The following is a 26,558-nucleotide window of genomic DNA, read 5'->3' as shown; positions in this document are numbered from 1 at the left end:
CGGAAATGAGAACAGTCTTCAAGACCTCCTACGACGCCGACATCAACCTGTTCCGGCACGGCGCGCAGCTCGGCTGGTATGTGCTCCTGCTGGCGCTGGCGCTCGCCCTGCCGCTCGGCGTCTCCAGCTTCGCCGTCGGCGAGATGACCAACCTCCTGATCTGGGCGATCGCCTGCATGGGGCTGATGGTCCTCGTCGGCCAGACCGGGCAGGCGAGCCTCGGCCACGCCGCGTTCCTCGCGGTCGGCTGCTACGCCAACGTGCTGTTGCAGGAGAAGATCGGCCTGCCGTTCATCCTGTCGTTCCCGCTGTCGGGGCTGATCGCCGGCGTTGCCGGCGCGCTGATCGCCATGCCGATGACGCGGCTGCACGGCGTCTATCTCGCCATCGGCACGCTGGCCATCGCCATCCTGACCGACGATTTCATCGTCATCGCCGCGCCGCTGACCAACGGCGTGGTGGGCCTGTTCGCGCCGGACATCAACATCTTCGGCATCAGCTTCAACCGCTACGCCAATCCCGACCGGCTCTACTATCTGGTGCTGGGCATCACGCTGCTCGTCGTGCTTCTCTACCGCAACCTGCAACGCTCGCCGCTCGGCCGCTCCTTCGCCGCGATCCGCGATTCGGAGATCTCGGCGCAGGCCATGGGCGTCAACGTCGCCCGCACCAAGGCCATCGCCTTCGGCATCTCGGCCGGCATCACCGGGCTCGGCGGGGCGCTGATGGGGCATTTCGCCGGCATCTTCAACAACGAGACGTTCAACGTCATCATCTCGATCCAGCTTCTGCTGGCCATCGTCATCGGCGGCCTCGGCACCATCCACGGCGCGTTCTTCGGCGCGGCGGTGGTGGCGCTGCTGCCGCAGGCGATCTCGATGACGCGCGACTTCCTCGGCCAGTTCCTCGGCGGCGGCTCGATCGCCATTCCCGGGTTGGAGGCGGCGGTGTTCGGCGCGATCCTGATCGGCTTCATCCTGTTCGAGCCGATGGGCATCTACGGGCGATGGGTGAAGATACGCACCTATTTCGAGCTGTTCCCCTTCTACCGAAAGGACATGTTCCGCCGCCAGAAATCCTATCTCAAGACGGAGCGGATGCGATGAGCCTGCTCGAACTCGAAAACGTCACGCTGAAGTTCGGCGGCGTCACCGCCGTCAACAAGGTATCGTTCGCGGTCGAGGAAGGCGAGGTGTTCGCGCTCGTCGGCCCGAACGGCGCCGGCAAGTCGACCATCTTCAACCTGATCTCGCGCTTCTACGATCCGTTCGAGGGCGACATCCGCTTCGACGGGGAATCGATCCTCAAGCGCCAGCCGCACGAGATCGCGAGGCTGGGCATCGCCCGCACCTTCCAGAACATCGAGCTGTTCGACCAGGCGACGGTGATGCAGAACCTGCTCGTCGGCCGCCATCGCCATCGCCGCAGCAACATGTGGACCGAGCTTCTGTTCACGCCCTTCGTGCGGCGCGAGGAACGCCGACACCGCGAGGCGATCGAGAAGGCGATCGACTTCCTCGACCTCCAGGCCTACCGCGAGAAATACATCGCCGGCCTGCCCTACGGCGTGCGCAAGGTGGTGGAGATGGGCCGGGCGCTGGCCATCGAGCCGCGCCTCCTGCTGCTCGACGAGCCGGCCTCGGGCCTCTCGGTCGAGGAGACGCAGGACGTCGCCTTCTGGGTCGAGGACATGAAGAAGCAGATGGGCATCACCGTGCTGATGGTCGAGCACGACATGCATCTCGTCGCCTCGGTCTCTGACCGGGTGCTGGCGCTGGCCGACGGCAAGATGCTGGCCATCGGCACGCCGCACGAGGTGCAGAACGACCCGCGCGTGATCGAGGCCTATATCGGCGCGACCGACGAGAACGAGAAGGTGCTGGCATGACGGCAACGGCGATGAAGGAGGGGGCGACGAAGGCGGGGGCAGCCCCCGCGGCGCAGGCGGATGTCGTTCTTTCGGTGCGCAACATCGAAAGCTATTACGGGCCGATCATGGCGATCCGCGGCGTCAGCCTCGAGGTGCGCGAAGGCCAGATCGTCAGCGTGCTCGGGGCCAACGGCGCCGGCAAGACGACGCTGATGAAGACCATTTCCGGCGTCATGGACCCGGAAAAGGGCCAGATCGTCTATCGCGGCCGCAACATCGCCGGCCAGAGCCCGGACCGGATCGTGCGCGCCGGCATCGTCCATGTGCCGGAAGGGCGCGAGGTGTTCCCGCTGCTCACCGTCGAGGAAAACCTGAAGATGGGCGCGTTCACCCGCTCGGACCCGGAGGGGGTGAGGCAGGATCAGGAGATGGTGTTCTCCTATTTCCCGATCCTCGCCGAGCGCCGCGGCCAGGCGGCCGGCACGCTCTCGGGCGGCCAGCAGCAGATGCTGGCCATCGGGCGCGGGCTGATGGCGCGGCCGAAGCTGATGCTGCTCGACGAGCCGTCGCTCGGCCTGTCGCCGCTTCTGGTCAAGGAGATATTCCAGATCATCCGCCGGCTCAACCGCGAGCAGGGCGTGACCATGATGCTGGTCGAGCAGAACGCCAAGATCGCGCTCGAGGTCGCCGATTACGGCTACGTGATGGAGCTCGGGCGCATCGTCATGGCCGATACCGCCGACAGGCTGCTACAATCGAAGGACGTGCAGCAGTTCTATCTCGGGGTTCAGACGGAGGAGGTCCAGCGCGGCCAGAAACGCTGGAAGCAGAAGAAGACATGGCGCTGATAGGGGCGCTGATAGGGGCGCTGATCGGGCCAATGACGCGCGCTTTCGGGAGGAAAGTCGAATGACCATCGCCGAAAAGATACCGCCGCAGCAGACGCTACTCGGCCATTCGTTCAACGCCGACCTGACGAAGGGCCCCTATTATTTCGACGGCTGCGACACGCTGGTGAAGCTGTTCCGCCAGCGGTGCCTCGAACTGGGCGACAAGGTCGCCCAGCGCGAGAAGGATTACGGCATCTGGCTGTCCTACACCTGGACCGATTTCTACGAGCACGCGCGGCTGATCGGCCTCGGCCTCGTCTCGCTCGGCCTCAAGCGCGGCGAGGTTGTGTCGATCCTGTCAGAAGACAACAAGCAATGGATCTACACCGATCTCGGCGTGCAGTCGGTCGGCGGCATCGCCTCGGGCGTCTACACGACCGACTCGGCCGCCCAGCTCAAATATCTCGTCAACGATTCCGACAGCCGGTTCCTGTTCGTCGAGAATGACGAGCAGCTCGACAAGTTCCTGTCGGTCCGCCACGAGATGCCGGGCCTTGCCAAGGTCATCGTCTACGACCGCGACGGGCTGCACGATTTCGCCGACGACCAAGTCATCTTCCTCGACGATCTCTACGCGCTCGGCCGCGCGGCCCTGAAGGAGAACCCGAACCGCTTCGACGAGGAGATCGCCAAATCCACGCCGGAGGAGGTTGCGATCCTCGTCTATACGTCGGGCACTACCGGCCCGCCCAAGGGCGCGATGATCACCCACAGGAACGTCATCGCCTCGGTCATCGGCGCGGCGCTGACGCTGCCCGTCGGGCCCGACGACGAGCAGGTGTGCTTCCTGCCGCTGTGCCACATCCTCGAGCGGCTGCTGACCGTGTTCCTGCCCATCGGCATGAAGTCGACTGTCAATTTCGCCGAGAGCCCGGAAACGGTGTTCGACAATGTGCGCGAGGTCTCCCCGCACGTCTTCACCGCCGTGCCGCGCGTGTGGGAGAAGATCTACAGCCGCGTCACCATCATGGCGAGCGAGGCGACACCGCTCGGCCGATGGGCCTTCGCGCAGGCGGTCAAGGCCGGCATGAAGCGGGTCAGGGCGCTGGACGCGGGCAGGCCGGTGCCACTCGGCACGCGCCTTTCCTACGGGTTCTGGGACTTCGTGCTGCTGCGCAACCTGAGGCGCATGCTCGGCTTCGACCGGCTGCGGCGCGGAACCTCGGGCGCGGCGCCGATCTCGCCGGACCTGCTGCGCTGGTTCAAGGCGGTGGGCATCGTCGTGCTCGAAGGCTACGGCATGACCGAGAGCTCGGGCGTCATCTCCGTCAACAACCTCGAGCGCGACAGGACCGGCACGGTCGGCCCGATCGTGCCGGGCGGCGAGGTGCGCATCGCCGCCGACGGCGAGATCCAGTATCGCGGCCCCAACGTCTTCCACGGCTACTGGAACAAGCCGGACAAGACCGCCGAGACGGTGACGGAGGACGGCTGGCTGAAGACCGGCGACGTCGGCCGGGTCGAGGACGGGTTCCTCACCATCACCGGCCGCGTCAAGGACATCATCATCACCGCCGGCGGCAAGAACATCACCCCGGCCGAGATCGAGAACCGGCTGAAGTTCAGCCCCTACATCTCGGACGCGGTGGTGATCGGCGACAAGCGCAAGTTCCTCACCTGCCTCGTCATGATCGACCAGGAGAACGTCGAGAAGTTCGCGCAGGACAGGAAAGTGCCGTTCAATGACTTCCGCTCGCTCTGCGCGGCGCAGGAGGTGCGCGACCTGATCGCCGGCGTGGTGGAGGAGACGAACCGCGAATTCGCCAGGGTGGAGCAGATCAAGGATTTTCGCTTGATCGACGTGCTGCTGACAGCCGAAGATGATGAACTGACAGCCACCATGAAGCTGAAACGCAGCTTCGTGGAGAAGAAGCACAAGCGTCTGATCGACGAGATGTACGGCTAGGCAAGAAAAAAGCCTCGCCGTAAGGGACCAGGGAAACAACCAGGAGGAATGAAATGAAGAATGCAGTCACGAAATCCATTCTCGCCGCCGCTTTCGCGATGGGCATGGCCTCGGCCGCGCAGGCGACGCAGGGCGTCTCCGACACCGAGATCGTCATCGGCTCGAACGGCGACCTGTCCGGCATCTTCGCCGCGTTCAACGTCGGCGCGATCAAGGCCGCGCAGCAGCTCTTCGACGAGGTCAATGCCAAGGGCGGCATCCACGGCCGCAAGATCCGCCTCGTGGTCGAGGATCACGGCTACCAGGTGCCCAAGGCGGTGCAGAACTTCAACAAGCTGATCAACTCCGATCAGGTCTTCGCGATGATCCTGAACCTCGGCACGCCGCACAACCTCGCCGGCTTCCCGCTGATGGAGGCCAAGCAGGTGGCGAACGTCTCGCCGCTGACGGCGGCGCGCCAGATGCTCGAAGGCGACATCTCCTACAAGTACACCGGCTTCTCCTCCTACTACGACCAGATCCGCGCCGCGGTGTCGATGCTGGCCGAGCAGAACGACGCCAAGGAAGTGTGCGCGATGTACATCCCCTCCGACTTCGGCCTCGAAGTCCATGAGGGCGCCAAGGACCAGGCCGAGAAGCTCGGCCTCACCTATGCCGCGGAGACCACCCACAAGCCGGACGAGCAGGACTTCGTCGGCTCGATCCAGAAGCTGCGCGAAGCCGGCTGCGACATCGTCGCCACCGGCCTCGGCGTGCGCCAGACCATCGTCGCCTACGGCACGGCCAAGAAGCTCGGCTGGACCGACGTCGCCTTCGTCGGCTCGTCGGCAGGCATGAACACCGCCGTCGCCAAGGTGCCGGAAGGCGTGACCGAGGGCTACTACGCCGCCGCCGGCTGGTCGGATTTCGAGAACCGCCTCGACAATCCGGAAGTCAAGGCGTGGGCCGAGGCCTATCAGGCGGCGCATGGCGAGCCGGTCGGCACGGCCGCCCAGCTCGGCTACGGCGCGGCGCGGGCCGTGGTGCAGGCGCTCGAGGCCGCCGGCCCCGAGCTGACGGCCGAGAGCTTCCGCACCGGCATGGAGAGCGTGAAGTACCATGACGCCATCAACGACGTCGACATCGACTACGGACCGGACCATCAGGGCGGCAACCTGATCGTCGTCTCCAAGATCGAGGGCGGCAAGTGGGTCGAGGTCGGCCGCCTCGACGAGTCGGAAGTCAAGTAATCCGGCCTCAGCCGGGCATGGGCCGCGCGGGAAACCGCGCGGCCTTCTTCTTGCGATCAGGCGGCTTCGGCTATCGGCTCCGGTTTGTCCCGCAGCAGGAAGACCATCAGGCCGGCTCCGGCCGCCAGCGCGGCCGAAATCATCCAGACCCGGTCATATTGCATCGTCAGATCGAAGATGTAGCCGCCGGACCAGGCGCCCAGGGCCGCGCCGAGCGCGTGGCCGGCCGAGATCAGCCCCATGGCAAGACCCATGACGCGCAACCCGATATGGCTGGCGACGAGGCTTGCGGTCACCGGGACGGTCGCATAGTCCACCGCGCCGAACGCGACCGCGAAGACGACCAGCATTTCATAGCTGGCCCCGATATTCATGAGGATGAGGAACGTCGCACCCCGAAGGACGTAGATCGAGCCGAGCAGAACGACCCTGTTCATCCGGTCGGTGAGCCAGCCGGCCCCGATCATGCCGAGCATGTTGACGGCCGAGAGGGCGCCGTAGGCGGCGGCGCTCGGGACCGGGCCGAAACCGCAGAACGCGGCATAGGGCATCAAATGCGTTTCGATCACCCCGGCGGTCGTGTAGCCGCAGAGCAGGAAGCTCCAGAACAGGATGTGGAACGCCGGTTTTCTGACGATCGTGCCGAGATCGGCCTTCAGCGTCGAAGGAGCCGAAGGCGATGCGGCTCGAGCCTCGCCCCTGTCCCTTGCCGCCAGCGTCCACCATAGGAGCGGGATCAGGGCGAGGCAGGCGAGCCCCATGGCCAGGAAGCTCCAGCGCCAGCTGAATGTCGCGAGGACCGCCGCGACCAGGGGCACGATGAGGAACTGACCGCCGGTCGAGCCGGATGTGGCGATGCCGGTCGCAAGCCCGCGGTTCTTGTCGAACAGCCTCGCGATCGCCGTCGAAACCACATGCGCCGCCACGATCCCGAAGCCGATCGCGGCGAGGCCGCTGAAGCCGAGAACGAAGACAATGGCGTTGCTCGTGCCGGCAACGATCAGGCATCCGACGCCGACGAACCCCAGTCCGAGCGCAAGCGTTGCCCGGACGCCGTGCCGGTCGACCAGCCGGCCCGCGAAGGGTGCGACCGCCGCCATGACCAGCAGCGCCATCGCGGCCGAGCCGGATATGAAGCTGCGTGACCATCCAAGCTCCTGCGACCAGATTGGCATGACCAGCCCGAGGGTAGCGCGGGCCGAAAAGGCCAGCGCCAGCGCCAGAAAGCCGAAGCCGACTACGGACCATTGCAGGATTGCGGGCGGCGAACGCTTCATGGGATCCTCCTGACTATCTCGGAGGAAAAATCCGCGAGCGCGGCGGCTTCGGCAAACGATGGTTTTGCCGCCCGTGTTTAGCTGTGCTAAACACAGACATGGCCGTTCCCTTGTCCTTGCTGGAAACCTTCGTTGCCGTCGCCCGCGCCGGACGGATGCGCCAGGCCGCCGATGCCATGTCGCTGACACCGGGCGCGATCAGCCAGCGCGTGCGGGAGCTGGAAGAACTGGCGGGGCATCGCCTGTTCGACCGAACGCCGGCAGGCGTGACGTTGAGCGCGGCCGGGCAGTCCCTGTTCGCGGCTCTGGACGAGCCATTCCGCCGGATAGACGACGCAAGGCGCGAGCTGGAGCGCCCGTCGGCCCGCCGCATCAGGGTCAGCACGATGGCGTCCTTCGCCTCCAACTGGCTGGTGCCGCGCTTGTCGCGCTTCTCGAAGCGCCATCCCGAGATCGACATCGAGCTGGAAACGGACAGCCGGCTTGTCGATTTGAGGCGCGAGCCGGTGGATATGGCGATCCGGCACGGGCTTGGAACCTATGCCGGGCTGGTCGCCGTACCGCTTGTCGCCCCGGAGCTGGTCGTCGTCGCCAGCCCTTCCTTGCTTGATGGGCGCGCGCCGATCCGGACGCCGGCCTACTGCCTCGCATTTCCTCTGCTGCACGACATGGAGCGGGCCGACTGGCGGCTCTGGTTCGAGGCGCATGGCGTGCAGGCCCCTGCCCATCTCGAAGGCCTGTCGTTCTCCGAGGACCATCTGACGGTGAAGGCGGCCGTTGCGGGGCACGGACTGGCGCTCGTGCGGGATACCTATGCGGACGACGATTTACGCGCCGGCCGGCTCGTGAGGGCGATTTACGTCCGATGGCCGACGCGCTTCGCCTATTACGCCGTGAGCACGGCGCAGGCGTTGCAGCGGCCGGCGGTGATGCGCTTCCGGGAGTGGCTGGTCGAGGAAGCCGCCAGCGCGCCGGACAACTCCTGAATCGCCGGGGCTGCGCGGGAAACCGCGCGGCCTTTTCTTTTTCCGCCGTCAGGCGGCATCCGCGCGCCGGCGGTAGACGTCGGGGCTGTGCCCGGTCTCCATCCGGAACATGTAGATGAAGGCCGAGGTCGAGGCGTAGCCGAGCTCGAAGGCGATGTCGGTGACGCTCATGCCGGTCTCCAAGAGCTCGATGCCGCGGAACAGGCGCAGGCGCCGGCGCCAGGCGCGCAGCGTCATCCCCGTCTCGTCGCGGAAGCGGCGCGCCAGCGTGCGCTCCGACATGCCGAGCCGGCGGCTCCAGCGCGCCATCGGCAGCGGATCGTCGGGCTGCGCGTCGAGCGCCTCGCACAGCCTCGTCAGCGCCGGGCTTTCCGGCCAGGGCAGGGCAGCAGTGAGCGGCCGCGCCCGGCGCAGCTGGGCGAGGATGAGGTTGTGCACCTGCTGGCGATAGGCGGCGTCGGCGTCGTCCGTTTCGAGCGCGTCGGCCTCGACGATCAGCGCCCGCAGCAGGGGCGGGACGGCGAACACCATGTGCTCGCTCGCCAGCGCCAGCGCCGGGTCGTTGGCGATGTAGAGGCTGTGGAACCCGGCGCCGAGACGCGTGCCTGTGCCGTGCAGCGTGCCGGCCGGCACCCATGCCGCCTGCTCGGGCGAGATGACGTAGCGCCGGTTCGCGACCGAGACCGTGACGACGCCGGAAACGGCATAGGCGAGCTGGTGCCAGTCGTGGCGGTGGAGCGGGAAATAGTGGCGCGGCGGCAGGCGCTGGGCGCGGACCCTGATCGGGTCCGGCGCGGGATGGTCGCGCGGCACGTCGAGCTCCGTCCATCGCGCGGCGTCGGGCGGGGAATGTCTGTTCATCGACAGATTTTGTCATGGCGTCGAAAGCCTGTCGAGCCGGCTTCGGCTAGTAGAGGATAGCGAGCAGGCCTCCCGCGTCCGCCGCCGAAACGCTGGATGCGGGAGCCGTTTCGACGCTGGCGCGCATGCGGAGACGATCCATGACCGAGGGCACGACGCAGACCTCTTCCCGCTCCTCGCCGTTCGCGCCGCGCCATCCGTGGCAGGTGCTGTGCGCGGGGATCGCCTCGCTGGTGCTCACGGTCGGGCTCGCCCGCTTCGCCTACACGCCGCTCCTGCCGCTGATGCAGGCGCAGGCCGGGCTGAGCGAGTCCATGGGCGGCTGGCTGGCGACGCTGAACTATGCCGGATACATGACCGGGGCGCTGATCGCCTCGGCGGCGTCGCGGCCGGCGCTGCGTCTCAGGCTCTATCGCCTCGGCCTGCTGGCCGGACTGATCGGCACAGGCGGAATGGGCCTGACCTCCGATCCGGTGCTGTGGATGGTGCTGCGCTTCATCGCCGGGGCGAGCGCCGCGGCGGGGCTGCTGCTCGCCTCGGGCATGGTGCTCGGCTGGCTGGTGGCGCATGGCAGGCGGCCGGAGCTCGGCCTCCACTTTTCCGGCATCGGCACCGGCATCGTCGTGTCGGGCGTGCTGGTGGCGCTGATGACGCCCGCCTTCGACTGGGCGCAGCAATGGCAGGTCATGGGCGCGGTCGGGCTGGCGCTGCTCGTTCCGGCCTTCCTGTGGATGCCGGCGCCGCAGCCGCCCGCGGCGACCGCTCCCGCGGCCGCCGCGCCCTCGCGGCCGAGCCTTTCGATGTGGCTGCTGATCGCCTCCTATTTCTTCGCCGGCATCGGCTTCGTCATCACCGCCACCTTCCTCGTCGCCGCGACCGAGAAGCAGCCGGCGCTCGTAGGGACGGGGTTCCTCGTCTGGATCGTGGTCGGCCTGACCTCCATTCCCGCCACCTTCGCCTGGGACCGCATCGCGCGGCGCATCGGCGAGGTGCCCGCGATGATCGTCGCCTATGTCCTGCAAGGCCTGTCCAGCCTGCTGCCGGTGATGAGCGCGCATCTGTGGGCGGCGCTCGGCGGGGCGGTGCTGTTCGGGGTCACCTTCATCGGCATCGTCTCGCTGATGCTGACGCTGGTCGGCAAGCGCAACAGCGCCAATCCCTCGCAGGCGATGGCAAGGCTGACGCTCTCCTACGGCGTCGCCCAGATCGTCGCGCCGGCCCTCGTCGGCACCGTGGCGGAGAAGACGGGCAACTACGACGCCGGCCTGTGGCTGGCGGCGCTGGCGATGTTCGCCGGCGCGGCCGTGCTTGCCGCCTATATCCCGGTCGAGCGCCGTCGGGCGGCAACGCGATGAGCGGGCGTCCTTGCGCTTATTCCGCCGGCTGCGCGGCAGCGGCTTCCCTGGCGCTCGCCTCCTCCAGCTCGCGGTGGAGGCGCTTTTCCTCCTCGACCTTCGGCGTGACGAAGCGGCCGAGCAGCAGATAGGCGACCGGCGTCAGGTAGAGCGTCGAGATGGTCGACAGGCCGAGCCCGCCGACGATGACCCAGCCCAGCGCAATGCGCGCCTCGGCGCCCGCGCCGCTCGCCAGCACCAGCGGCAGGCCGCCGACGATGGTGCACAGCATGGTCATCACCACCGGCCGCAGCCGGATGTTGGCCGCTTCCTCGATCGCCTCGTGCAGCTTCATGCCCCGGTCGCGCAGCTGGTTGGCGAACTCGACGATCAGGATGCCGTTCTTGGCCATGATGCCGACGAGCAGGACGAGGCCGATCTGGCTGTAGACGTTGAGGCTGGTGCCGGTCAGCAGCAGTGCGAACACGGCGCAGGCGAGGCCGAGCGGCACGGTGGCCATGATGATGGTGGCCGAGACGAAGCTCTCGAACTGGGCGGCCAGCACCAGGAGGATGATGACGATGGCGAAGCCGAAGACGACGGTCATGCCGCCGGAGGTTTCCTGCAGTGTCGCCGCCTCGGCCAGCGGCACGATGCGGCTGCCGGCCGGCATGTGCGGCGCGGCAACCTCCTGAACGACCTCGTAGGCCTCGCCGAGGGCGAAATTGCCGACGAGCTCGGTGGTGATGGCGACGGACCGCTGCTGCTGCTCGCGGGCGAGCGAGGGCGCGACGGCCTGCTCGCTCAGGATCGCGATGGTCGACATCGGCACGAAGCGGCCGTCCCGCGCCTTGATGAAGATGTTCTCGAGGTCGGTCGGGTCGTTGATCGGATGCGTGGCCGACAGGAGCTTCACGTCGTAGGAGCGGTCCTCGATGAAGACCGATCCGATCTCGCGGCCGTCGAGCATCGCCTGGATCGTCTCCGACAGGCCGGCGATGTTGACGCCGAGGTCGGAGGCGCGCTCGCGGTCGATGCGCACGGAAAGCTGCGGCTGGGTCGTCTCCTGCGTCAGGCGCGCGTTGCGGAAGCGGCTGTCCTTCTCGAGGTCGGCGACGGTGGCCTGCGCCGCCTGCGTCAGCTGGGCGTAGGAATTGCCGACGATGGCGAACTGCAGGCCCGAGCCCGCGCCGCGGATGCCGAGGCTGTTGGGCTGGAATGCGAAGGCGCGCACGCCCGGCACGGCCTCGACGCGGCTCGTCACGTCGGCGAGGATTTCCTGCTGGGTGCGGCTGCGCTGGTCCCACGGCGCCAGCGACAGCACCATGAAGCCGCTGTTCTGCGAGCCGCCCGAGCCGGCGATGGCGAAGACGGAGGCGATCTCGCCGGAATCGCGCAGCGGCCGGATCAGGTCCTCGAGGCCGCGCATCTGCTGGGCGAGATAGTCTAGCGACACGCCCTGCGGCGCGCTGATGCGCAGGAAGGCGGCGGAGCGGTCCTCCTGCGGGGTCAGCTCGGAGCGGATGGTGGGGAACAGCACCACAGCCAGCGCCGAGAACATCGCGGCGATGAGGACGACGACGAGCGGCGCGTTGAGCGCGACGTGCAGCGTGCGGCGGTAAAGGGTGGCCAGCAGCCCGCCGATCCGGCCGAGGATGCCGGAGGAATGCTCGTGATGGCGGCCGGTCATCAGCCGCGAAGCCATCATCGGGCAGAGCGACAGCGCGACGACCGCCGAGAGGAACACGGCGATGGCCAGCACGAAGCCGAACTCGCGGAACAGGCCGCCCGTCTGCCCCGGCAGGAAGGACAGCGGGATGAAGACGGCGATCAGCGTCGCGGTGGTGGCGACGACGGCGAAGAACACCTCCTTGGTGCCGAGAACCGCGGCCGCGCGAGGACCCATGCCCTCATTGCGGCGGCGCACGATGTTCTCCAGCACGACGATGGCGTCGTCGACGACGAGGCCGGTGGCCAGCACGAAGGCGAGGAGGGTGAGGATGTTGATCGAGAAGCCGGCGAGGTAGATCGCCGCGACCGAGCCGATCAACGCTACCGGCAGGGCAAGGCCCGGAATGATGGTGGCACGCACGTCGAGCAGGAACAGGAATATGATCAGGAGGACCACGGTGACCGAGATGCCGAGCGCGATCTCGACCTCGTGGATGGCGCCGTTGATGAACACGGCCTCGTCGCCGGTGACGAAGATGTCGAGCCCTTCCGGCAGGGTCGGGCGGATGCGTTCGACCGCCTCGTGCACGCCTTGCGAGATCTGCAGCGTGTTGGACTGGGCCTGGCGCAGTACGCCCATGCCGATGCCGGTGTTGCCGTTGGCGCGCAGCTGGGATTCGCCGGTGTCGCCGCCGAGGGTGACGGTGGCGAAGTCGCCCAGCCGGTTGGTGCCGTTGATGATGATGGCCTCGAACTGGTCGGGCGTCGTCACCGGCGCGGCGGCGCGCACGATCAGATCCTGGTTGTTGCTGGTCAGCGAGCCGGCCGGCGTGTCGAGCGCGACGGTGTCGAGCGCGTTGCGCACGTCGGCGACGGTGAGGCCGAGGCTCGCCAGCCGCGACTGGTCGATGTCGACGCGGAAAATCTTGTCGCGGTCGCCATAGAGCTGCACCTCGGCGACGCCGTCGATGGATGCGAGCGTGTCGATGATCTGGTCCTCGACGAGGACTGTCATGTCGTGGACGCTCATGGTCTCGGAGGTGATTGCGAGCCGCACCACCGCTTGCGAATCGGAATCCGCCTTGACGATCTGCGGCAGCTCGGCGTCGTCGGGCAGGTCCCTCTGGATGCGGCCGACCGCGTCGCGCATGTCGGAGGCCGCCGTGTTGAGGTCGACACCGTCGCGGAACTCGACGGTGACGCGGCTGCGGCCGAAGGACGAGGACGAGGAGATCGACTTGACGCCGGCGACGCGCGCCGCCGCGCCCTCGACGACGGCCGTTATCTCGCGGTCGATCGATTCGGCCGACGCGCCCGTGAAGGTGGTGGTGATGGTGATGACCGGACGGTCGACGTCCGGCAGCTCGCGGATCTCGATGCCGAAGAAGGCGGCGAGGCCGGCGACCGCGATCAGCACGTTGAGGACGAGCGCCAGAACCGGCCGGCGCACGAACAGCGCGGTCAATCCGGTTTCGGTGGCGGAGATGCTGGGGGGCTGGCTCATCGCGTCGTTTCCCGTTCCGTTCAGGAGCCGGTGACGGCGGCTGTCGGCACGCCGCCGGCCACGGGGTTGAGGATGCGCACGGGCGCGCCCTCGCGCACCGCATGGATGCCCTCGGTGACGACCGCGGCGCCGGCTTCCAGATCGCCGGCGACCAGCACGGTGTCGGTGTTGCGCTGGATGATGCGCACGGGGACCCGGCGCGCGAGCCCGTCCTCGATCAGCCACACGAAGGCGCCTTCCGCGCCCCACTGGACCGCGAGCGGATTGACGGCGGGGTAGGTGTCGCCGGGGAAGCTCATCCCGATCTGGAACGACATGCCGGCACGCAGCGCGTCGGACGAGTTGTCGATGCTGGCCTGGATCTGCAGTGTGCGGCTCTGGGAATCGATGCGGCTGTCGACGGCGCTGACGACGCCGCGGAAGCCGTCGTCGGGCCGCGCCACGGAGGCGGCCGAGACGGGTTGGCCGACCGAGACCATGCCGGCGAAACGCTCGGGCACCCAGAAATCGACGACGATGCGCGAGCGGTCGTCGATGGTGGCGATGACGCTCTGCTGGGTCATGTGGTTGCCGACCGTGACCGGGATGATGCCGACGATGCCGGAAATCGGCGCGCGGATCGAACGCCGCTCCAGCGTCAGCTCGGCGTCCCGCACGGCAAGGCGCGCGTTGGAGACGGCAAGCTCTGCCTCGGTCTGCTGCACGGCGGTGACGGTGTTGGAGGCGCGCAGCGCCTTCACCCGCTCCAGCCGGGCGTTGGCGTCCTCGAGCGCGATGCGGGCGCGGTCGAGGGCGATTTCCTCGGCGTCGGAATCGAGCCGGGCGATGGCCTCGCCGGCGCCGACGCGACTGCCGGATTCGACGAGGATCTCCGTCAGCCGGCCGGAGGAGAACGGCATCACCGAGACCGAGTTCAGCGCCCGGCCGGTGCCGATGGCGACCAGACGGTCGTTGATCGTCGCCGTGCCGATGACGGCGGTGACCACGGCGGGCACCTGCTGCCCGCCCGGGCCGTCACCCTGCGGCCCGCCTGCCTCGCCGGTTCCGGTGCGCTCCGGCGCGATCCATTCCAGCCCGTAGCGGGCGAGGATGTCGGGTGCGCCGGTGTAGAACCGCGCCCACAGCACCGCCGCGGCCACGACGACGACCAGCGAGACGAGCAATTGCTTCCACAGAGACATCCATTACTCCGCATCAAGGGCGGCTGAGCCGGCGTTCGACAGGTTCGAGCAGCCGGAAAGCGAGCCTGTAAGAGCCGCTCGCCTCATGCGCGCAGGCGTCCCTTTCACGTTACTATGCCAAGTGCCGCCGGGGGATAAAGCGGTTTACGCATTAAATATCGGTAATTTGATCGCCGTTCGGGCGGGTTTGCGATGCGCCGGCGTCATGTCCGTCATGCAACAAGCCGCTCGATTCCGGCCCGTTCTGTCTGTAAAACACCTCCCGGCCTGGCCCCTATCGGGGTCCCGGCTGGCCCGTTGCGCGGACGGATGCGGATGCGCAGACGATAGGCGATCAACACAAGAAGCTCCGGACCCCAGGCCGGAGCCAAGGGGAAACAAAGTGGCAGGCACGATTTCGTTCGATGATCTGAAGAAGAGGGTCGGGGCCGGGGAGATCGACACGATCCTCGTCGGCGGCGTCGACATGCAGGGCCGGCTGATCGGCAAGCGCTTCCTGGCGAAGTTCTTCGTCGAATCCGCCTATGGCGAGACGCACGGCTGCAACTATCTTCTCGCGGACGACATCGATATGGAGCCGGTGCCGGGCTACAAGGCGGCGAGCTGGTCCAAGGGCTACGGCGACTTCGTCATGAAGCCCGACCTTTCCACCATCCGCCTGACGCCGTGGCTGGAAAAGACGGCGCTGGTGCTGTGCGACATCCAGGACCATCACACGCATCAGGACCTGCCGCATTCGCCGCGCGGCATCCTCAAGAAGCAGCTCGCCCGGCTGACCGAGCACGGCTACCTCGCCTATTTCGCCTCCGAGCTCGAATTCTACCTGTTCGACGAGACCTACGCCACGGCGCGCGCCAAGCACTGGCAGGGGCTCGACACGGCTTCGCCCTATATCGAGGACTACCTGATCGGCCTGACCTCGAAGGAGGAAGGCGTGATGCGCCGGATGCGCAACGAGATGGAGGCGGCCGGCATTCCCATCGAGAACTCCAAGGGCGAGTGGGGGCCGGGGCAGGAAGAGATCAACGTGCGCTACGCCGAGGCGATGGAAATGGCCGACCGGCACGTCGTGCTGAAGGACGGGGCCAAGCACATCGCCTATTCCGAGGGCAAGGCCATCACCTTCATGGCCAAGTACGATTACGGCCTCGCCGGCTCGTCGAGCCACATCCACAATTCGCTGTGGAGCGCCGACGGCAAGAAATCCCTGTTCTTCGACCCCAAGGCCGAATACACGATGACGCCGTTGATGCGCGCGTGGGTGGCGGGGCAGCTCAAATACGCCCGCGACTTCACCTGGTTCCTGTGCCCCTACATCAACTCCTACAAGCGGTTCCAGGCCGGCACCTTCGCGCCGACCAAGACCGCGTGGAGCCTCGACAACCGCACGGCGGGCTTTCGCCTGTGCGGCGAGGGGACGAAGGGCATCCGCATCGAATGCCGCATCGGCGGCGCGGATTTGAACCCCTATCTCGCCTTCGCGGCGCTGATCGCGGCCGGGCTCGCCGGCATCGACGAGAAGCTGGAACTGGCGAAGCCCTTCGAGGGCGACGCCTACCAGGCCGCGCGCCTGACCGAGATTCCGAAGACGCTGCGCGAGGCCATCGACGCGATGGCGAAGTCGAAGATGCTGAAGGCGGCGCTGGGCGAGGAGGTGATCGAGCACTACCTGCACACCGCCCGCTGGGAGCAGATGGAATACGACCGCCGCATCACCGACTGGGAGCTGCATCGCGGCTTCGAACGCTACTGATAATCCAAAAAAGCAATTCCAGGAAAAGTGTGAAGCGGTTTTCCGTCCGGAATTGCGTCGAAGAAAAAGAGGCTCTCATGACCGAAACGGTCAAGCTGAAATCCCCTATTGACGGCTCGATCTATGCCGAGCGGCCGACCGCCACCGAGGCGGAAATCGCGGCGGCGCTCGCCCGCGCCCGCGCGGCGCAGGCTGAGTGGGCGAACGTCTCCATCGGCGAACGCTCGAAATACCTGCTCGCCTTCCTCGAGGCCTTGCTGGCCATGAACGACGAGATCGTGCCGGAGATCGCCTGGCAGATGGGCCGCCCGGTGCGCTACGGCGGCGAGAAGGGCGGCGTCGAGGAGCGCACCCGCTACATGGTGGCGCTGGCCGAGAAGGCGCTGGCGCCGTACGTCCCCGAGGATCGCCCCGGCTTCCGCCGGTACCTCAAGCGCGCGCCGCTCGGCATCGTGATGACCATCGCGCCGTGGAACTATCCCTATCTCACCACGGTCAATTCGGTCGTGCCGGCGCTGATGGCGGGCAATGCGGTGATCCTCAAGCACGCGGCGCAGACGCTGCTGGTCGGCGAGCGTTTCCAGAAGGCGTTCGACGCTGCCGGGCTGCCGAAGGGCCTGTTCCAGAACGTCGTCCTCTCCCATGGCCAGACCGAGAAGCTGCTCGGCTCCGGCGAGATCGACCATTGCAACTTCACCGGCTCGGTCGCCGGCGGGCGCGCCATCGAGAAGGCTGCGGCCGGCACCTTCATGACGTTGGGGCTGGAGCTCGGCGGCAAGGACCCGGCCTATGTGCTGCCGGACGCCAAGCTCGACCACGCCATCGCCAATCTGGTCGACGGCGCGTTCTACAACACCGGCCAGTGCTGCTGCGGCATCGAGCGTGTCTACGTCCACGAGAAGGTCTACGACCAGTTCGTCGAGGGCTTCATCGCCGAGACGAAAAACTATGTCGTCGGCAACCCGCTCGATGCGGCGACGACCATGGGCCCGATGGCGCAGGCGCGCTTCGCCGACTTCATCCGCGAGCAGAAGGCCGAGGCCCTGCGCAAGGGCGCCGTCGCCCGTATCGGCATGAAGGTGGAGGGCGACGCGGCCGGCTCGCCCTATCTCGCGCCCGAGGTGCTGACGGGCGTCAACCACCAGATGAGCGTGATGCGCGAGGAGAGCTTCGGCCCGATCGTCGGCATCATGAAGGTGCGCGACGACGAGGAGGCGGTCCAGCTGATGAACGACAGCCCCTACGGCCTCACCGCCTCTGTGTGGACCACCGACATCGAGCATGCGGCGGCCATCGGCGACCGGATCGAGACCGGCACCGTGTTCATGAACCGCTGCGACTATGTCGATCCCGGCCTCGTCTGGACCGGCGTCAAGGACACGGGCAAGGGCGGGGCGATGGGCCTCGTCGGCTACGAGAACCTGACGCGGCCGAAGAGCTACCACCTGCGCGAAGCGATCTGATCTCTCAGAAAGACCACGAACACATCATGACCAACCTCGTCTCGAAATGGAACTACCCCACCACCGTCCGCTTCGGCGCCGGCCGTATCAGGGAGCTGCCCGAGGTGCTGAAGGAGGTGGGCATCAAGAACCCGCTCTTCGTCACCGATCCGGGGCTGGCGAAGCTGCCGGTGACGGCCTCGACGCTGAAGCTGCTCACCGACGCCGGCATCCCCCACGGTGTCTTCTCCGACGTCAAGCCCAACCCGGTGGAATCGAACCTTTATGCCGGCATCGAGGTCTACAAGGCGGGCGGCCATGACGGCGTCGTCGCCTTCGGCGGCGGCTCGGCGCTCGACCTCGGCAAGCTGATCGCCTTCCAGGCGCATCAGGCGCGCCCGGTCTGGGATTTCGAGGACATCGGCGACTGGTGGACGCGCGCCGACGCCTCGAAGATCGCGCCCATCGTCGCGGTGCCGACGACGGCCGGCACCGGCTCCGAGGTCGGCCGCGCCGGCGTGCTGACGCATGAGGCGAGCCACACCAAGAAGGTGATCTTCCACCCGAAGATGATGCCGGCCATCGTCATCGCCGACGCCGAGCTGACGGCCGGCATGCCGGCCTTCATCACCGCCGGCACCGGCATGGACGCGCTCGCCCACTGCCTCGAGGCCTATTGCGCGCCCGGCTACCACCCGATGGCCGACGGCATCGCGCTGGAGGGCATGCGGCTTTCCTTCGAGAACCTGCCGAAGGCGTTCGCCAACGGCGCGGACCTCGAGGCCCGCGCGCACATGATGTCGGCCGCGGCCATGGGCGCGACCGCGTTCCAGAAGGGGCTCGGCGCGATCCATTCGCTGTCGCACCCGATCGGCGCGCTCTACGACACGCATCACGGCATGACCAACGCCGTGTTCATGCCCTATGTGCTGGCCTTCAACCGGCCGGCCATCGAGGCGCGGATCGCCCGCGCCGCCGCCTATCTCGGGATCGAGGGCGGCTTCGACGGCTTCGCCGGGGCGGTGCTTGCGCTGCGCAAGGGGCTGAACGTGCCGCACACGCTGCCCGAGTTCATCAAGGACTTCGCCCCGGACGCCGCGCGCAAGGACCTGATCGCCGAGATGGCCATCGTCGACCCGACCGCCGGCGGCAATCCGGTCAAGCTGACCAAGGACGCGGCGCTGTCGCTTCTCGACGCGGCGATCGCCGGCAAGCTCTGAGCGGGCCCTTCGGCAAGCCTTCCTGCGGCCCGCTTCCCTCGGGGGAGCGGGCCGCATGTCTTTTGTGGGGATAATTTTCCCGGCGACGGGTCTTCATATTTCGTTAACTATCCCCATATAGGCTGCAAGTAGATCGCTTCCATCTCTGACCACGGATGTACTGGCAGGATGTCGAGGCGGCAGAGGAAGGTCGGGCCGTGCCCGGCCTTTTTCGTTTCAGCGCCCTGAATTTCCGCGCCGCCTGCTTCATCGTCCGTCGCCAGCCGTAAGGCGGCTAGGGCGTGTCTCATCTCATCCGCTCCGCAGGAGCGCGATCTTTGACCGCCTGCGCCGCCCCTCATCCGCCCTTCGGGCACCTTCTCCCCGTGAACGGGGAGAAGGAATGCCGGCCGCAATCCCAAAGGTCTTCTTGGCACGCATGCGATTGGCGAAAGCAAGGGCGGCAGCTTTCTTCTCCCCGTTCACGGGGAGAAGGTGGCGGCAGCCGGATGAGGGGTAGCGCCGGCGGCGCAGATGATGCACATAAGGCACGACACGCGATGACGCGCCTACCCTCGTTCCGCTCTCGCCGAGTGGAGAGGGCGCTCCTTCGATTCTCCCGGCACGTCTCCCCCGATCCCGCCGCCGCCGGGCGGGGTCGGCATTTTTGCCCTTGTCAAATGTTATACTATTACATAGTAACGATATAACGTAATTCCCAACGGGCTTTCTTTCCAGGAGGATCTCATGCCGTCACGCGTCGCGTCGAGAACGGGCGTCGCCATTCTGCTGGCCTCGGTTTCGATGCCGGCCAGCGCCCTTGCCCAGTCGCCCGGACACGACGCCACCGTGCTCGCGCCCATCGTCGTCACCGCGACCGCCGGCGAGCGTTTCCTTCAGGATGCGCCCGCCAGCGTCACCGTCGTGACCGGCGAGGAGCTGCGCGAGCGGCCGGTGCGCGATCTCGCCAGCGCCATCGAGGGCACGCCGGGCGTCCAGTTGACGGGCATCGGCCTCGGGCGGCGCGGCATCTCCATCCGCGGTATGCAGCCCGACCACAGCCTGGTGCTGGTCGACGGCATGCGCGTCAGCAATTCGGCCTCGGCCATCGCCCATTCCGACTACGAGCTCGGCTGGGTGCCGGCCGAAGCCATCGAGCGCATCGAGGTGGTGCGCGGGCCGATGTCCTCGCTCTACGGCTCGGAGGCGCTGGGCGGCGTCGTCAACATCATCACCCGGCGGGCGACCGACGCATGGCGCGGCTCGTTCTCGGCCTCCGGGCTGCTGACGCAGCACGGCCTCGGCGGCAACGGCTACAGTTTTTCCGGCTATGCCGGCGGCCCGCTGATCCCCGGCGTGCTGGGCCTCAATGTCTGGGGCGCGTTCAAGGGGCGCAGCGAGCTCGCCTCGCCGCAGGAGCCGCGCGTCTCGTCCGCGGGCGAGGAGAGGACGTTCATCGGCAACGCCACGCTGACCTGGACGCCGGACGAGCGCCGGCGCATCGACCTCTCCTACGGGGTCGGCTTCGAGGACCGCTGGCAGGGGATCGAGGCGGCCACCCGCCCGCCCGCGCCGCGCGCCTTCTACCGCTCCGACGACGACATCCGGCGCCAGCGTGTCTCGCTCTCGCATGAGGGCCAGTGGAGCTGGGGAACGTCGCGCGTTCGCCTCTACAGCGCCATCCTCGACCGCGAGAATCGCCGCAGCGACGGCAGTGCCGCCTCCGGGCCGCACCGTTTCGTCGACACCGTCGGCGACGGACAGATCGGCTTTTCGCCGTTCGAGGGCCACAAGGTCACGCTCGGGGCGGAAGTCCGCCACGAATGGCTGGGGGACCCGACCGTCAACGCCGCCGGCCGGGCGGAGCAGACGCATTACGCGGCGTTCGTCCAGGACGAGATCCTGCTCGGCGACACGTGGGAACTCGTGGTCGGCGGCCGCTTCGACCACCACCGGGATTTCGGCTGGCACGCCAGCCCGCGCGCCTACCTGCTGCACCATTTCAACGACGCGCTGACATTCAAGGCCGGGGTCGGCACCGGCTTCAAGGCGCCGACGCTCAAGCAGCTTTCGCCGGACTATGCCGCCATCGCCGGCGGCGGCCGCTTCACCATCGTCGGCAATTCCGACCTGAAGCCCGAGACCAACCTCTCCTTCGAGGCGGGGCTGGAGTATCAGCAAGGCATCTGGTCGGCGCGGGCCATGGTGTTCCAGAACGAGCTGGACAATCTGATCCAGACGATCTGCGTGGTCCGCTGTGGCGGCGCGCCGGGCGCGACCTGGACCTATGTCAACGTCGACAGCGCCCGCATCCGCGGTATCGAGCTCGGCGGCGGCGTCGAGCTGCCGTGGGACATGCGCCTCGACGCCAACTACACCTGGCTCGACCCGGTCGACAGGGAGACGGGCGAGCAACTGCCCGGCCGCTCGCGCCACGCCGCGAACGCGACGCTGGCATGGACGCCGCTGGAAAACCTCACCACCTCGCTGCGCGTCAACTATGTCGGGCCGCAGAAGACGACGACCGGCTCCGGCCGCCAGCCCGGCTACGCGCTGCTGTCGGCCTATGCCAGCTACGATGTCAACGAACACGCCGCCCTCCAGTTCGGCATCGAGAACATCACCGACGTGCGGCTCGCCGACGAGAACGGCGACTACGCCTTCGCCGACGAGGGGCGGCGCTATTTCATCGGCGTCAAGGCGAGGTTCTAGGTGATGCGCGCCGCCGCCTTCCTCCTCGTCATCCTCTTCGCATTCGTGGCTTCGCCGGCCGCCGCGCAGGAACCGGCCCCCGTCGTGCGGGTCCTCACCACCGGCTTCGTGCTGCCGGCGAAGTTCCGCGCCATGCGGCCGATGGCGGACGCGGCCGGCGTCAGGCTGGAGAGCGTCGATGTCGAGCGGGCGGCGGGCGGGCCGGAGGACTGGCTGGCCGGGGCCGACCTCGTTATCCTCGACGTGCCGCGGCCGGGAGACCGGGCGCGCGTCGAGGAGGCGCTGGGCGACCGGCTCGCCGCCGCGGCCGTGCCGGCGATCACCATCGGCGGCGGCCCGCCGCGATGGAGCGGCATCGAGCCGCGCGCCGCCGGCCTGCTGCTCGGCTACTACGCCGCCGGGGGCGCGGAGAATTTCCGCCTGTTCTTCGCCGCGGTGCGCGCGTGGAAGGAAGGCGGCGACCTCTCGGCCATGCCTCATGCGGCGCGCCTGCCGGCGACCGGCTTCTACCATCCGCAGGCGCCCGAGGTCTTCGCCTCGCTCGACGATCTCCTGTCGTGGGGGGCTGAGCGCTGGGCGGGCGCGACGGGCCGCATCGGCTTCGTCGCGCATGGCGGCATGGTGTCGGACATGCAGACGGGGCTCGTCGACGCGCTGGTCGCGCGCAGCGAGGCGGCGGGCCTCGCGCCCGTCGTCTTCTGGTTCGACGGGGCCGACCCTGAGGGGCTCACCAAGATCGTCCGGCCGGGGCGGATCGACGCGCTCGTCAACCTCACCCACATGATGAACGGGACAGTGCGCAGCGCCGAGTTCCTCGACCTCGACATTCCCGTCATCCAGACGCTCGGTTTTCGCGAGGGCGGGGCGGAGGCGTGGGCGGCGGCGGCCTCCGGCATCCCCGCGCGCACGGCGGCGGTGTTCCTCGCCGGGCCTGAAGGCTGGGGCATGAGCGACCCGATCGTGCTGACGGCGGTGGAGGAGGGGGCGGAGGTGCCGCTGCCGGCGCAGGTCGACGCGCTTGTCGGCAAGCTGAAGCGCCTTGCCCTGCTGCGCCGCAAGCCGGCGGCCGACAAGACCCTCGCGCTGATGTTCTGGAACTATCCGGCCGGCGAGAAGAACCTCGCCGCCTCCAACCTCAACGTGCCGGCGAGCGTCGAGACCGTCGCCGCAGGGCTGGCGCGGGCCGGCTACGATGTCGAGCCGATCCCCGAGCCGGAGATGATCGAGGCGGGACAGGCGATGCTAGGCGGGCTCTACCGCACCGTCCCGCTGGAGGAGCTGCTGGCACAGGGCCTCGCCGCGACGCTGCCCGTCGCGGACTATGAGCGGTGGCTCGCCACGCTGTCGCCGGCGCGGCGTCATGCCTTCTCGCATCTCGGCCAGCCGGGGCGGCACTGGGCGGTGCGCGAGGTCGACGGCGTGGCGAGCTTCGTCATCCCGCGCATGAAGCGCGGCAGGCTGGTGGTGCTGCCGCAGATGCCGCGCGGCGACACGCCCGGCGCGCATTATCACGACACCGCCGCCCCGCCCGACCATCTCTACATGGCCGCCTATCTTTACCTGCGCGAGCAGGCGGGCGCCGACGCCATCGTCCATCTCGGCACCCACGGCACGCAGGAATGGCTGCCGGGCAAGGACCGGGGCCTTGCGGCCGACGACGACCCGTTCCTCGCGGTCGGCGATCTGCCGGTGTTCTACCCCTACATCCAGGACAATGTCGGCGAGGCGTTGCAGGCGCGCCGGCGCGGCCGCGCGGTGACGATCAGCCACCAGACGCCGCCCTTCGCGCCGTCCGGGCTCTATGACGAGCTGCGCGACATCCACCATCTGATCCACGAATACGGCCAGCTCGACGAGGGCGCGGTGCGCGACAGGACCGCGAGCGAGATCGCCGACGCGGCGACCGCGGCGGGCATGCATGCCGATCTAGGCTGGACGGAAGAGGCGGTGCGGCAGGACTTCGCCGGCTTCCTGCCCGTGCTGCACGATCATCTCCACGAGCTCGCCCGCACGGCGATGCCGCTCGGGCTGCACACGTTCGGCAAGCCGGCCGATGCGGACGCCCGGCTCTCCACCGTCATGCAGCAGCTCGGCCAGCCCTTCTACGACGCGGTCGGCGCGGAGGGGGAGGAGCTTTTCGTCGACGATTTCGCGGCGCTGAAGGAGACCGCGCCCTACGCCGCGCTCCGGCAATATCTGCGCGACGGCGGCGACCGGGCCTCGCTCGCCGCGCCGCTCAGGGACCTTCTGGAGCGCGCCGACGCGCTGGAGGCGAACCTTGCCGCGCCGGGCGAGATCGAGGCGCTGCTCGCCGGGCTCGAAGGTCGCTTCGTCGCGCCTGGCGCGGGCGGCGACCCGATCCGCAACCCGGATGTGGCGAGCGGCAGGAACCTCTACGCCTTCGAGCCCGACCGGATACCGACGAAGGCGGCCTACGAGGCCGGGGCCGAGGCGTTCGACCAGTTGGTCGCCGCGTTCCGCGCCGACCATGGCGGCGCCTTCCCGCGGAAGATCGCCTTCAGCCTGTGGTCGTCCGAGGCGATCCGGCATCTCGGCGTCACCGAGGCGCAGGTGCTGCATGCGCTGGGCCTGCGTCCCGTCTGGGACGAGGGCGGGCGCGTGCGCGGCCTGGAGATCGTGCCGGCGGCCGAGCTCGGCCGGCCGCGCGTCGATGTCGTCGTGCAGGTGACGAGCGTCTACCGAGATCAGTTCGACGGCTTCATGCGGCTTCTGGCCGAAGCCATCGAGCGCATCGCTGCGCTGGATGAGGCCGACAACCCCGTCGCCGCCAACAGCGCCCGGGTGGCGGCGCTGCTGGAAGCGAAGGGCCTCGGCCCCGACGAGGCGCGCGCGCAGGCGATGCTTCGCGTCTTCTCCAACGCGCCGGGCAGCTACGGCAGCGGCATGCCGCACATGGCGCTCGCCTCCACGACATGGGACGAGGATTCGGCGCTCGCCGAACGCTTCCTCGACGGAACCCGCTACGCTTACGGCGCGCGGGCGTGGGGCGAAGCCTCACCGGCGGCCAACCTGTTCGCCGAGCAGCTCAGGGGCACGCAGGTCGCGGTCATGTCGCGCTCGTCCAACCTGCACGGCGTGCTGTCCACCGACCATCCGTTCGAGTTCCTCGGCGGCCTGTCGCTGGCGGTGCGCCATCTCGACGGGGCCGCGCCGTCGCTCTACGTCTCGGACCTGCGCGACGCCGCCGCCACGCGGACGACGCCGCTGGCGCGCTTCCTCGCCGATGAACTGCGCGTGCGCGCGCTCAATCCGCACTGGATCGAGGGCATGAAGGCGGAAGGCTATGCCGGGACGCTCGAAATGCTCAATGCCGCCAACAATCTGTTCGGCTGGCAGGTGGTCGATCCCTCGACCGTGCGCGCCGACCAGTGGCAGTCGATGTTCGACACCTATGTCGCCGACGCGCGCGGTCTCGACCTCGACGCGTATTTCGAGGCGCACAACCCGACCGCGCAGGCGCAGCTCATGGAGCGCATGATCGAGGCGATCCGCAAGGGCTACTGGGATGCCGCCGACGAGACCCGCCGGCAGCTCGCCGAACGCTGGCAGGCGCTCGCCGCCGACCACGGCGTCGATGTCGGCGAGGCGCTGACGAGGGAGTTCGTCGCGAACATGGCGGCGGGCTTCGGCCTCGCGGCGGCGCAGGCGGCCGCGCCGGAAGGCGGCGGGCAGGACCGGCCCGACACCGAGGCGACCCCTGTGGCCGGCGCGCCGCAGCCGGTCGCCGGGCAGGTGCTGGAGGAGGTCGCCCCTTCCGGCACGGCGCAGGACGAGCGGCGGCTTTGGCTCGCGCTTTCCGTCATGCTCTGCCTCGTCGCGCTCGGCGGCGGGCTTCAATGGCGGGCGAACGCCCGCCGCGCTTAGGTTTCCAGATTCAATCCACGGTGCTTCATGAACGATTTCGAGCTCGGCCTCTTCGAGGTTTCGCGTCTTTTCCTCGTCCCGATTCTCGCGCTGATTGCCGGCTCGCTCGCCTATGCGCTGGTCGCGCTCGGCATGTTCCTCGTCGAGGCGGTCCAGCGCGGGCGCGGCGCCTACCGCTCCGTGCTGGACGGCGCGGCCGGTCATAGCGACGACCTCGAGCTGGCGATCATGAAGCGGCTGGAATGGCTGCGCATCGTCTCGCGCACCGCGCCGATGCTCGGGCTCGTCGCCACCATGATCCCGATGGGGCCGGCGCTGCTGGCGCTGAGCCGGGGCGATGCGGGCTCGGTCGGCGAGAACCTCGTCGTCGCCTTCTCCGCCGTGATCCTCGCTCTCGTCGCGGCCAGCATCACCTTCTTCGTCCTGACGATCCGCCGCCGCTGGCTGCTCGAGGAACTGCGGGCGGCGGAACGGCAAAGGGAGGCAGGCTGATGCGCTTTCTCGACCACGACGACGCCGACGATCCGATCCTGTCCGTCGTCAACCTGATCGACCTCTTCCTCGTCGTCATCGGCATCCTGATGATCGTCATCGTCACCAATCCGCTCAACCCGTTCTCGTCGGCGCGGGTGACGGTGGTGGAGAATCCGGGCGAGCCGGACATGCGCATCACCGTCAAGGATGGGCGCGAGCTGACCCGCTACGAGGCGAGCGGCCGGATCGGCGAGGGCGAGGGCGTGCGCGCCGGCATCACCTACCGGCTCGACGACGGCCGCATGATCTACGTCCCCGAGGCTGATCCGGGCGGCGATTGACCGCGCGCCCCGCGCCCCTTCTCCCCAAAACCCCAAGAGGCCC

At 68.2% G+C, this 26,558-nt stretch carries 18 protein-coding genes; 14 read left to right on the top strand and 4 right to left on the bottom strand.

From position 1 onward, the window contains the following. Positions 1 to 5 precede the first annotated feature (5 nt). The 5 genes from M9945_RS21855 (at position 6) to M9945_RS21835 (ending at position 5,895) form a co-directional block, all read left to right on the top strand. Positions 6 to 1,106: a branched-chain amino acid ABC transporter permease gene (locus tag M9945_RS21855; RefSeq protein ID WP_367946224.1), complete on the top strand. Its 1,101-nt coding sequence runs from the start codon at positions 6 to 8 to the stop codon at positions 1,104 to 1,106. Next, on the top strand, positions 1,103 to 1,888 hold the full coding sequence (locus tag M9945_RS21850) for an ABC transporter ATP-binding protein (protein WP_367946223.1): 786 nt from the start codon (positions 1,103 to 1,105) through the stop codon (positions 1,886 to 1,888). The genes M9945_RS21855 and M9945_RS21850 overlap by 4 nt, the downstream gene beginning before the upstream one ends. A gap of 11 nt (positions 1,889 to 1,899) precedes the next feature. Beyond that, complete coding sequence (locus tag M9945_RS21845) at positions 1,900 to 2,718, top strand: ABC transporter ATP-binding protein (RefSeq protein WP_367946243.1); 819 nt, start codon at positions 1,900 to 1,902, stop codon at positions 2,716 to 2,718. A gap of 61 nt (positions 2,719 to 2,779) precedes the next feature. Then, the gene (locus M9945_RS21840) at positions 2,780 to 4,666 is read left to right on the top strand and encodes a long-chain fatty acid--CoA ligase (protein ID WP_367946222.1); all 1,887 of its coding nucleotides are present in this window, start codon (positions 2,780 to 2,782) and stop codon (positions 4,664 to 4,666) included. Positions 4,667 to 4,719: 53 nt separating this feature from the next. Beyond that, positions 4,720 to 5,895 (top strand): ABC transporter substrate-binding protein, encoded by a 1,176-nt coding sequence (locus tag M9945_RS21835; protein WP_367946221.1) that lies wholly within the window; start codon positions 4,720 to 4,722, stop codon positions 5,893 to 5,895. 56 nt (positions 5,896 to 5,951) lie between these two features. Here M9945_RS21835 and M9945_RS21830 read toward each other — a convergent pair whose 3' ends face one another. Then, positions 5,952 to 7,172: an MFS transporter gene (locus tag M9945_RS21830; protein ID WP_367946220.1), complete on the bottom strand. Its 1,221-nt coding sequence runs from the start codon at positions 7,170 to 7,172 to the stop codon at positions 5,952 to 5,954. On the opposite strand from M9945_RS21830, the gene M9945_RS21825 reads away from it, so the two are divergent. Next, positions 7,151 to 8,158, top strand: a complete 1,008-nt coding sequence (locus tag M9945_RS21825; protein WP_367946219.1) for a LysR substrate-binding domain-containing protein — start codon at positions 7,151 to 7,153, stop codon at positions 8,156 to 8,158. The genes M9945_RS21830 and M9945_RS21825 overlap by 22 nt on opposite strands. A gap of 48 nt (positions 8,159 to 8,206) precedes the next feature. Here the strand turns inward: M9945_RS21825 and M9945_RS21820 are convergent, their stop codons facing one another. Beyond that, positions 8,207 to 9,019, bottom strand: a complete 813-nt coding sequence (locus tag M9945_RS21820) for a helix-turn-helix transcriptional regulator (RefSeq protein ID WP_367946218.1) — start codon at positions 9,017 to 9,019, stop codon at positions 8,207 to 8,209. Positions 9,020 to 9,159: 140 nt separating this feature from the next. Here M9945_RS21820 and M9945_RS21815 point away from each other — a divergent pair, with 140 nt between their 5' ends. Beyond that, the gene (locus M9945_RS21815; RefSeq protein ID WP_367946217.1) at positions 9,160 to 10,374 is read left to right on the top strand and encodes a YbfB/YjiJ family MFS transporter; all 1,215 of its coding nucleotides are present in this window, start codon (positions 9,160 to 9,162) and stop codon (positions 10,372 to 10,374) included. A 16-nt stretch (positions 10,375 to 10,390) separates the two neighbouring features. On the opposite strand, the gene M9945_RS21810 is transcribed toward M9945_RS21815, so the two are convergent. Then, positions 10,391 to 13,528, bottom strand: a complete 3,138-nt coding sequence (locus M9945_RS21810) for an efflux RND transporter permease subunit (protein ID WP_367946216.1) — start codon at positions 13,526 to 13,528, stop codon at positions 10,391 to 10,393. Positions 13,529 to 13,548: 20 nt separating this feature from the next. Beyond that, complete coding sequence (locus M9945_RS21805) at positions 13,549 to 14,709, bottom strand: efflux RND transporter periplasmic adaptor subunit (RefSeq protein WP_367946215.1); 1,161 nt, start codon at positions 14,707 to 14,709, stop codon at positions 13,549 to 13,551. A 382-nt stretch (positions 14,710 to 15,091) separates the two neighbouring features. On the opposite strand from M9945_RS21805, the gene M9945_RS21800 reads away from it, so the two are divergent. The 7 genes from M9945_RS21800 (at position 15,092) to M9945_RS21770 (ending at position 26,515) form a co-directional block, all read left to right on the top strand. Then, positions 15,092 to 16,462, top strand: a complete 1,371-nt coding sequence (locus M9945_RS21800) for a glutamine synthetase family protein (protein ID WP_367946214.1) — start codon at positions 15,092 to 15,094, stop codon at positions 16,460 to 16,462. A gap of 77 nt (positions 16,463 to 16,539) precedes the next feature. Next, positions 16,540 to 17,925: an aldehyde dehydrogenase family protein gene (locus M9945_RS21795; RefSeq protein WP_367946213.1), complete on the top strand. Its 1,386-nt coding sequence runs from the start codon at positions 16,540 to 16,542 to the stop codon at positions 17,923 to 17,925. A gap of 26 nt (positions 17,926 to 17,951) precedes the next feature. Then, positions 17,952 to 19,124 carry an iron-containing alcohol dehydrogenase gene (locus M9945_RS21790; protein WP_367946212.1) on the top strand — a complete coding sequence of 391 codons (1,173 nt, stop codon included), beginning with the start codon at positions 17,952 to 17,954 and terminating at the stop codon, positions 19,122 to 19,124. Positions 19,125 to 19,850: 726 nt separating this feature from the next. Then, entirely contained in the window at positions 19,851 to 21,815 is a 1,965-nt protein-coding gene (locus M9945_RS21785) for a TonB-dependent receptor (protein WP_367946211.1), read from the top strand. Between the two features lie 3 nt (positions 21,816 to 21,818). After that, a complete protein-coding gene (cobN, locus tag M9945_RS21780; RefSeq protein ID WP_367946242.1) occupies positions 21,819 to 25,700 on the top strand; it encodes a cobaltochelatase subunit CobN in 3,882 nt (1,293 codons plus the stop codon). A gap of 27 nt (positions 25,701 to 25,727) precedes the next feature. Continuing rightward, entirely contained in the window at positions 25,728 to 26,192 is a 465-nt protein-coding gene (locus M9945_RS21775) for a MotA/TolQ/ExbB proton channel family protein (RefSeq protein ID WP_367946210.1), read from the top strand. Next, a complete protein-coding gene (locus M9945_RS21770) occupies positions 26,192 to 26,515 on the top strand; it encodes a DUF2149 domain-containing protein (RefSeq protein WP_367928613.1) in 324 nt (107 codons plus the stop codon). The genes M9945_RS21775 and M9945_RS21770 overlap by 1 nt, the downstream gene beginning before the upstream one ends. The last annotated feature ends 43 nt before the right edge of the window (positions 26,516 to 26,558 follow it).

Source organism: Aquamicrobium sp. (assembly GCF_023954335.1).
In the GTDB taxonomy this organism is placed as follows: Bacteria; Pseudomonadota; Alphaproteobacteria; order Rhizobiales; family Rhizobiaceae; genus Aerobium.
This window is presented reverse-complemented; position numbering and strand designations above follow the sequence as displayed.

What these genes read in the sequence shown, in the direction of transcription:
- cobN (WP_367946242.1), top strand. Translation starts at nt 21,819, where the DNA reads ATGCGCGCCGCCGCCTTCCTCCTCGTCATCCTCTTCGCATTCGTGGCT.
- M9945_RS21835 (WP_367946221.1), top strand. Translation starts at nt 4,720, where the DNA reads ATGAAGAATGCAGTCACGAAATCCATTCTCGCCGCCGCTTTCGCGATG.
- M9945_RS21775 (WP_367946210.1), top strand. Translation starts at nt 25,728, where the DNA reads ATGAACGATTTCGAGCTCGGCCTCTTCGAGGTTTCGCGTCTTTTCCTC.
- M9945_RS21770 (WP_367928613.1), top strand. Translation starts at nt 26,192, where the DNA reads ATGCGCTTTCTCGACCACGACGACGCCGACGATCCGATCCTGTCCGTC.
- M9945_RS21850 (WP_367946223.1), top strand. Translation starts at nt 1,103, where the DNA reads ATGAGCCTGCTCGAACTCGAAAACGTCACGCTGAAGTTCGGCGGCGTC.
- M9945_RS21790 (WP_367946212.1), top strand. Translation starts at nt 17,952, where the DNA reads ATGACCAACCTCGTCTCGAAATGGAACTACCCCACCACCGTCCGCTTC.
- M9945_RS21805 (WP_367946215.1), bottom strand. Translation starts at nt 14,709, where the DNA reads ATGTCTCTGTGGAAGCAATTGCTCGTCTCGCTGGTCGTCGTCGTGGCC.
- M9945_RS21820 (WP_367946218.1), bottom strand. Translation starts at nt 9,019, where the DNA reads ATGAACAGACATTCCCCGCCCGACGCCGCGCGATGGACGGAGCTCGAC.
- M9945_RS21855 (WP_367946224.1), top strand. Translation starts at nt 6, where the DNA reads ATGAGAACAGTCTTCAAGACCTCCTACGACGCCGACATCAACCTGTTC.
- M9945_RS21815 (WP_367946217.1), top strand. Translation starts at nt 9,160, where the DNA reads ATGACCGAGGGCACGACGCAGACCTCTTCCCGCTCCTCGCCGTTCGCG.
- M9945_RS21810 (WP_367946216.1), bottom strand. Translation starts at nt 13,528, where the DNA reads ATGAGCCAGCCCCCCAGCATCTCCGCCACCGAAACCGGATTGACCGCG.
- M9945_RS21840 (WP_367946222.1), top strand. Translation starts at nt 2,780, where the DNA reads ATGACCATCGCCGAAAAGATACCGCCGCAGCAGACGCTACTCGGCCAT.
- M9945_RS21795 (WP_367946213.1), top strand. Translation starts at nt 16,540, where the DNA reads ATGACCGAAACGGTCAAGCTGAAATCCCCTATTGACGGCTCGATCTAT.
- M9945_RS21785 (WP_367946211.1), top strand. Translation starts at nt 19,851, where the DNA reads ATGCCGTCACGCGTCGCGTCGAGAACGGGCGTCGCCATTCTGCTGGCC.
- M9945_RS21830 (WP_367946220.1), bottom strand. Translation starts at nt 7,172, where the DNA reads ATGAAGCGTTCGCCGCCCGCAATCCTGCAATGGTCCGTAGTCGGCTTC.
- M9945_RS21845 (WP_367946243.1), top strand. Translation starts at nt 1,900, where the DNA reads ATGAAGGAGGGGGCGACGAAGGCGGGGGCAGCCCCCGCGGCGCAGGCG.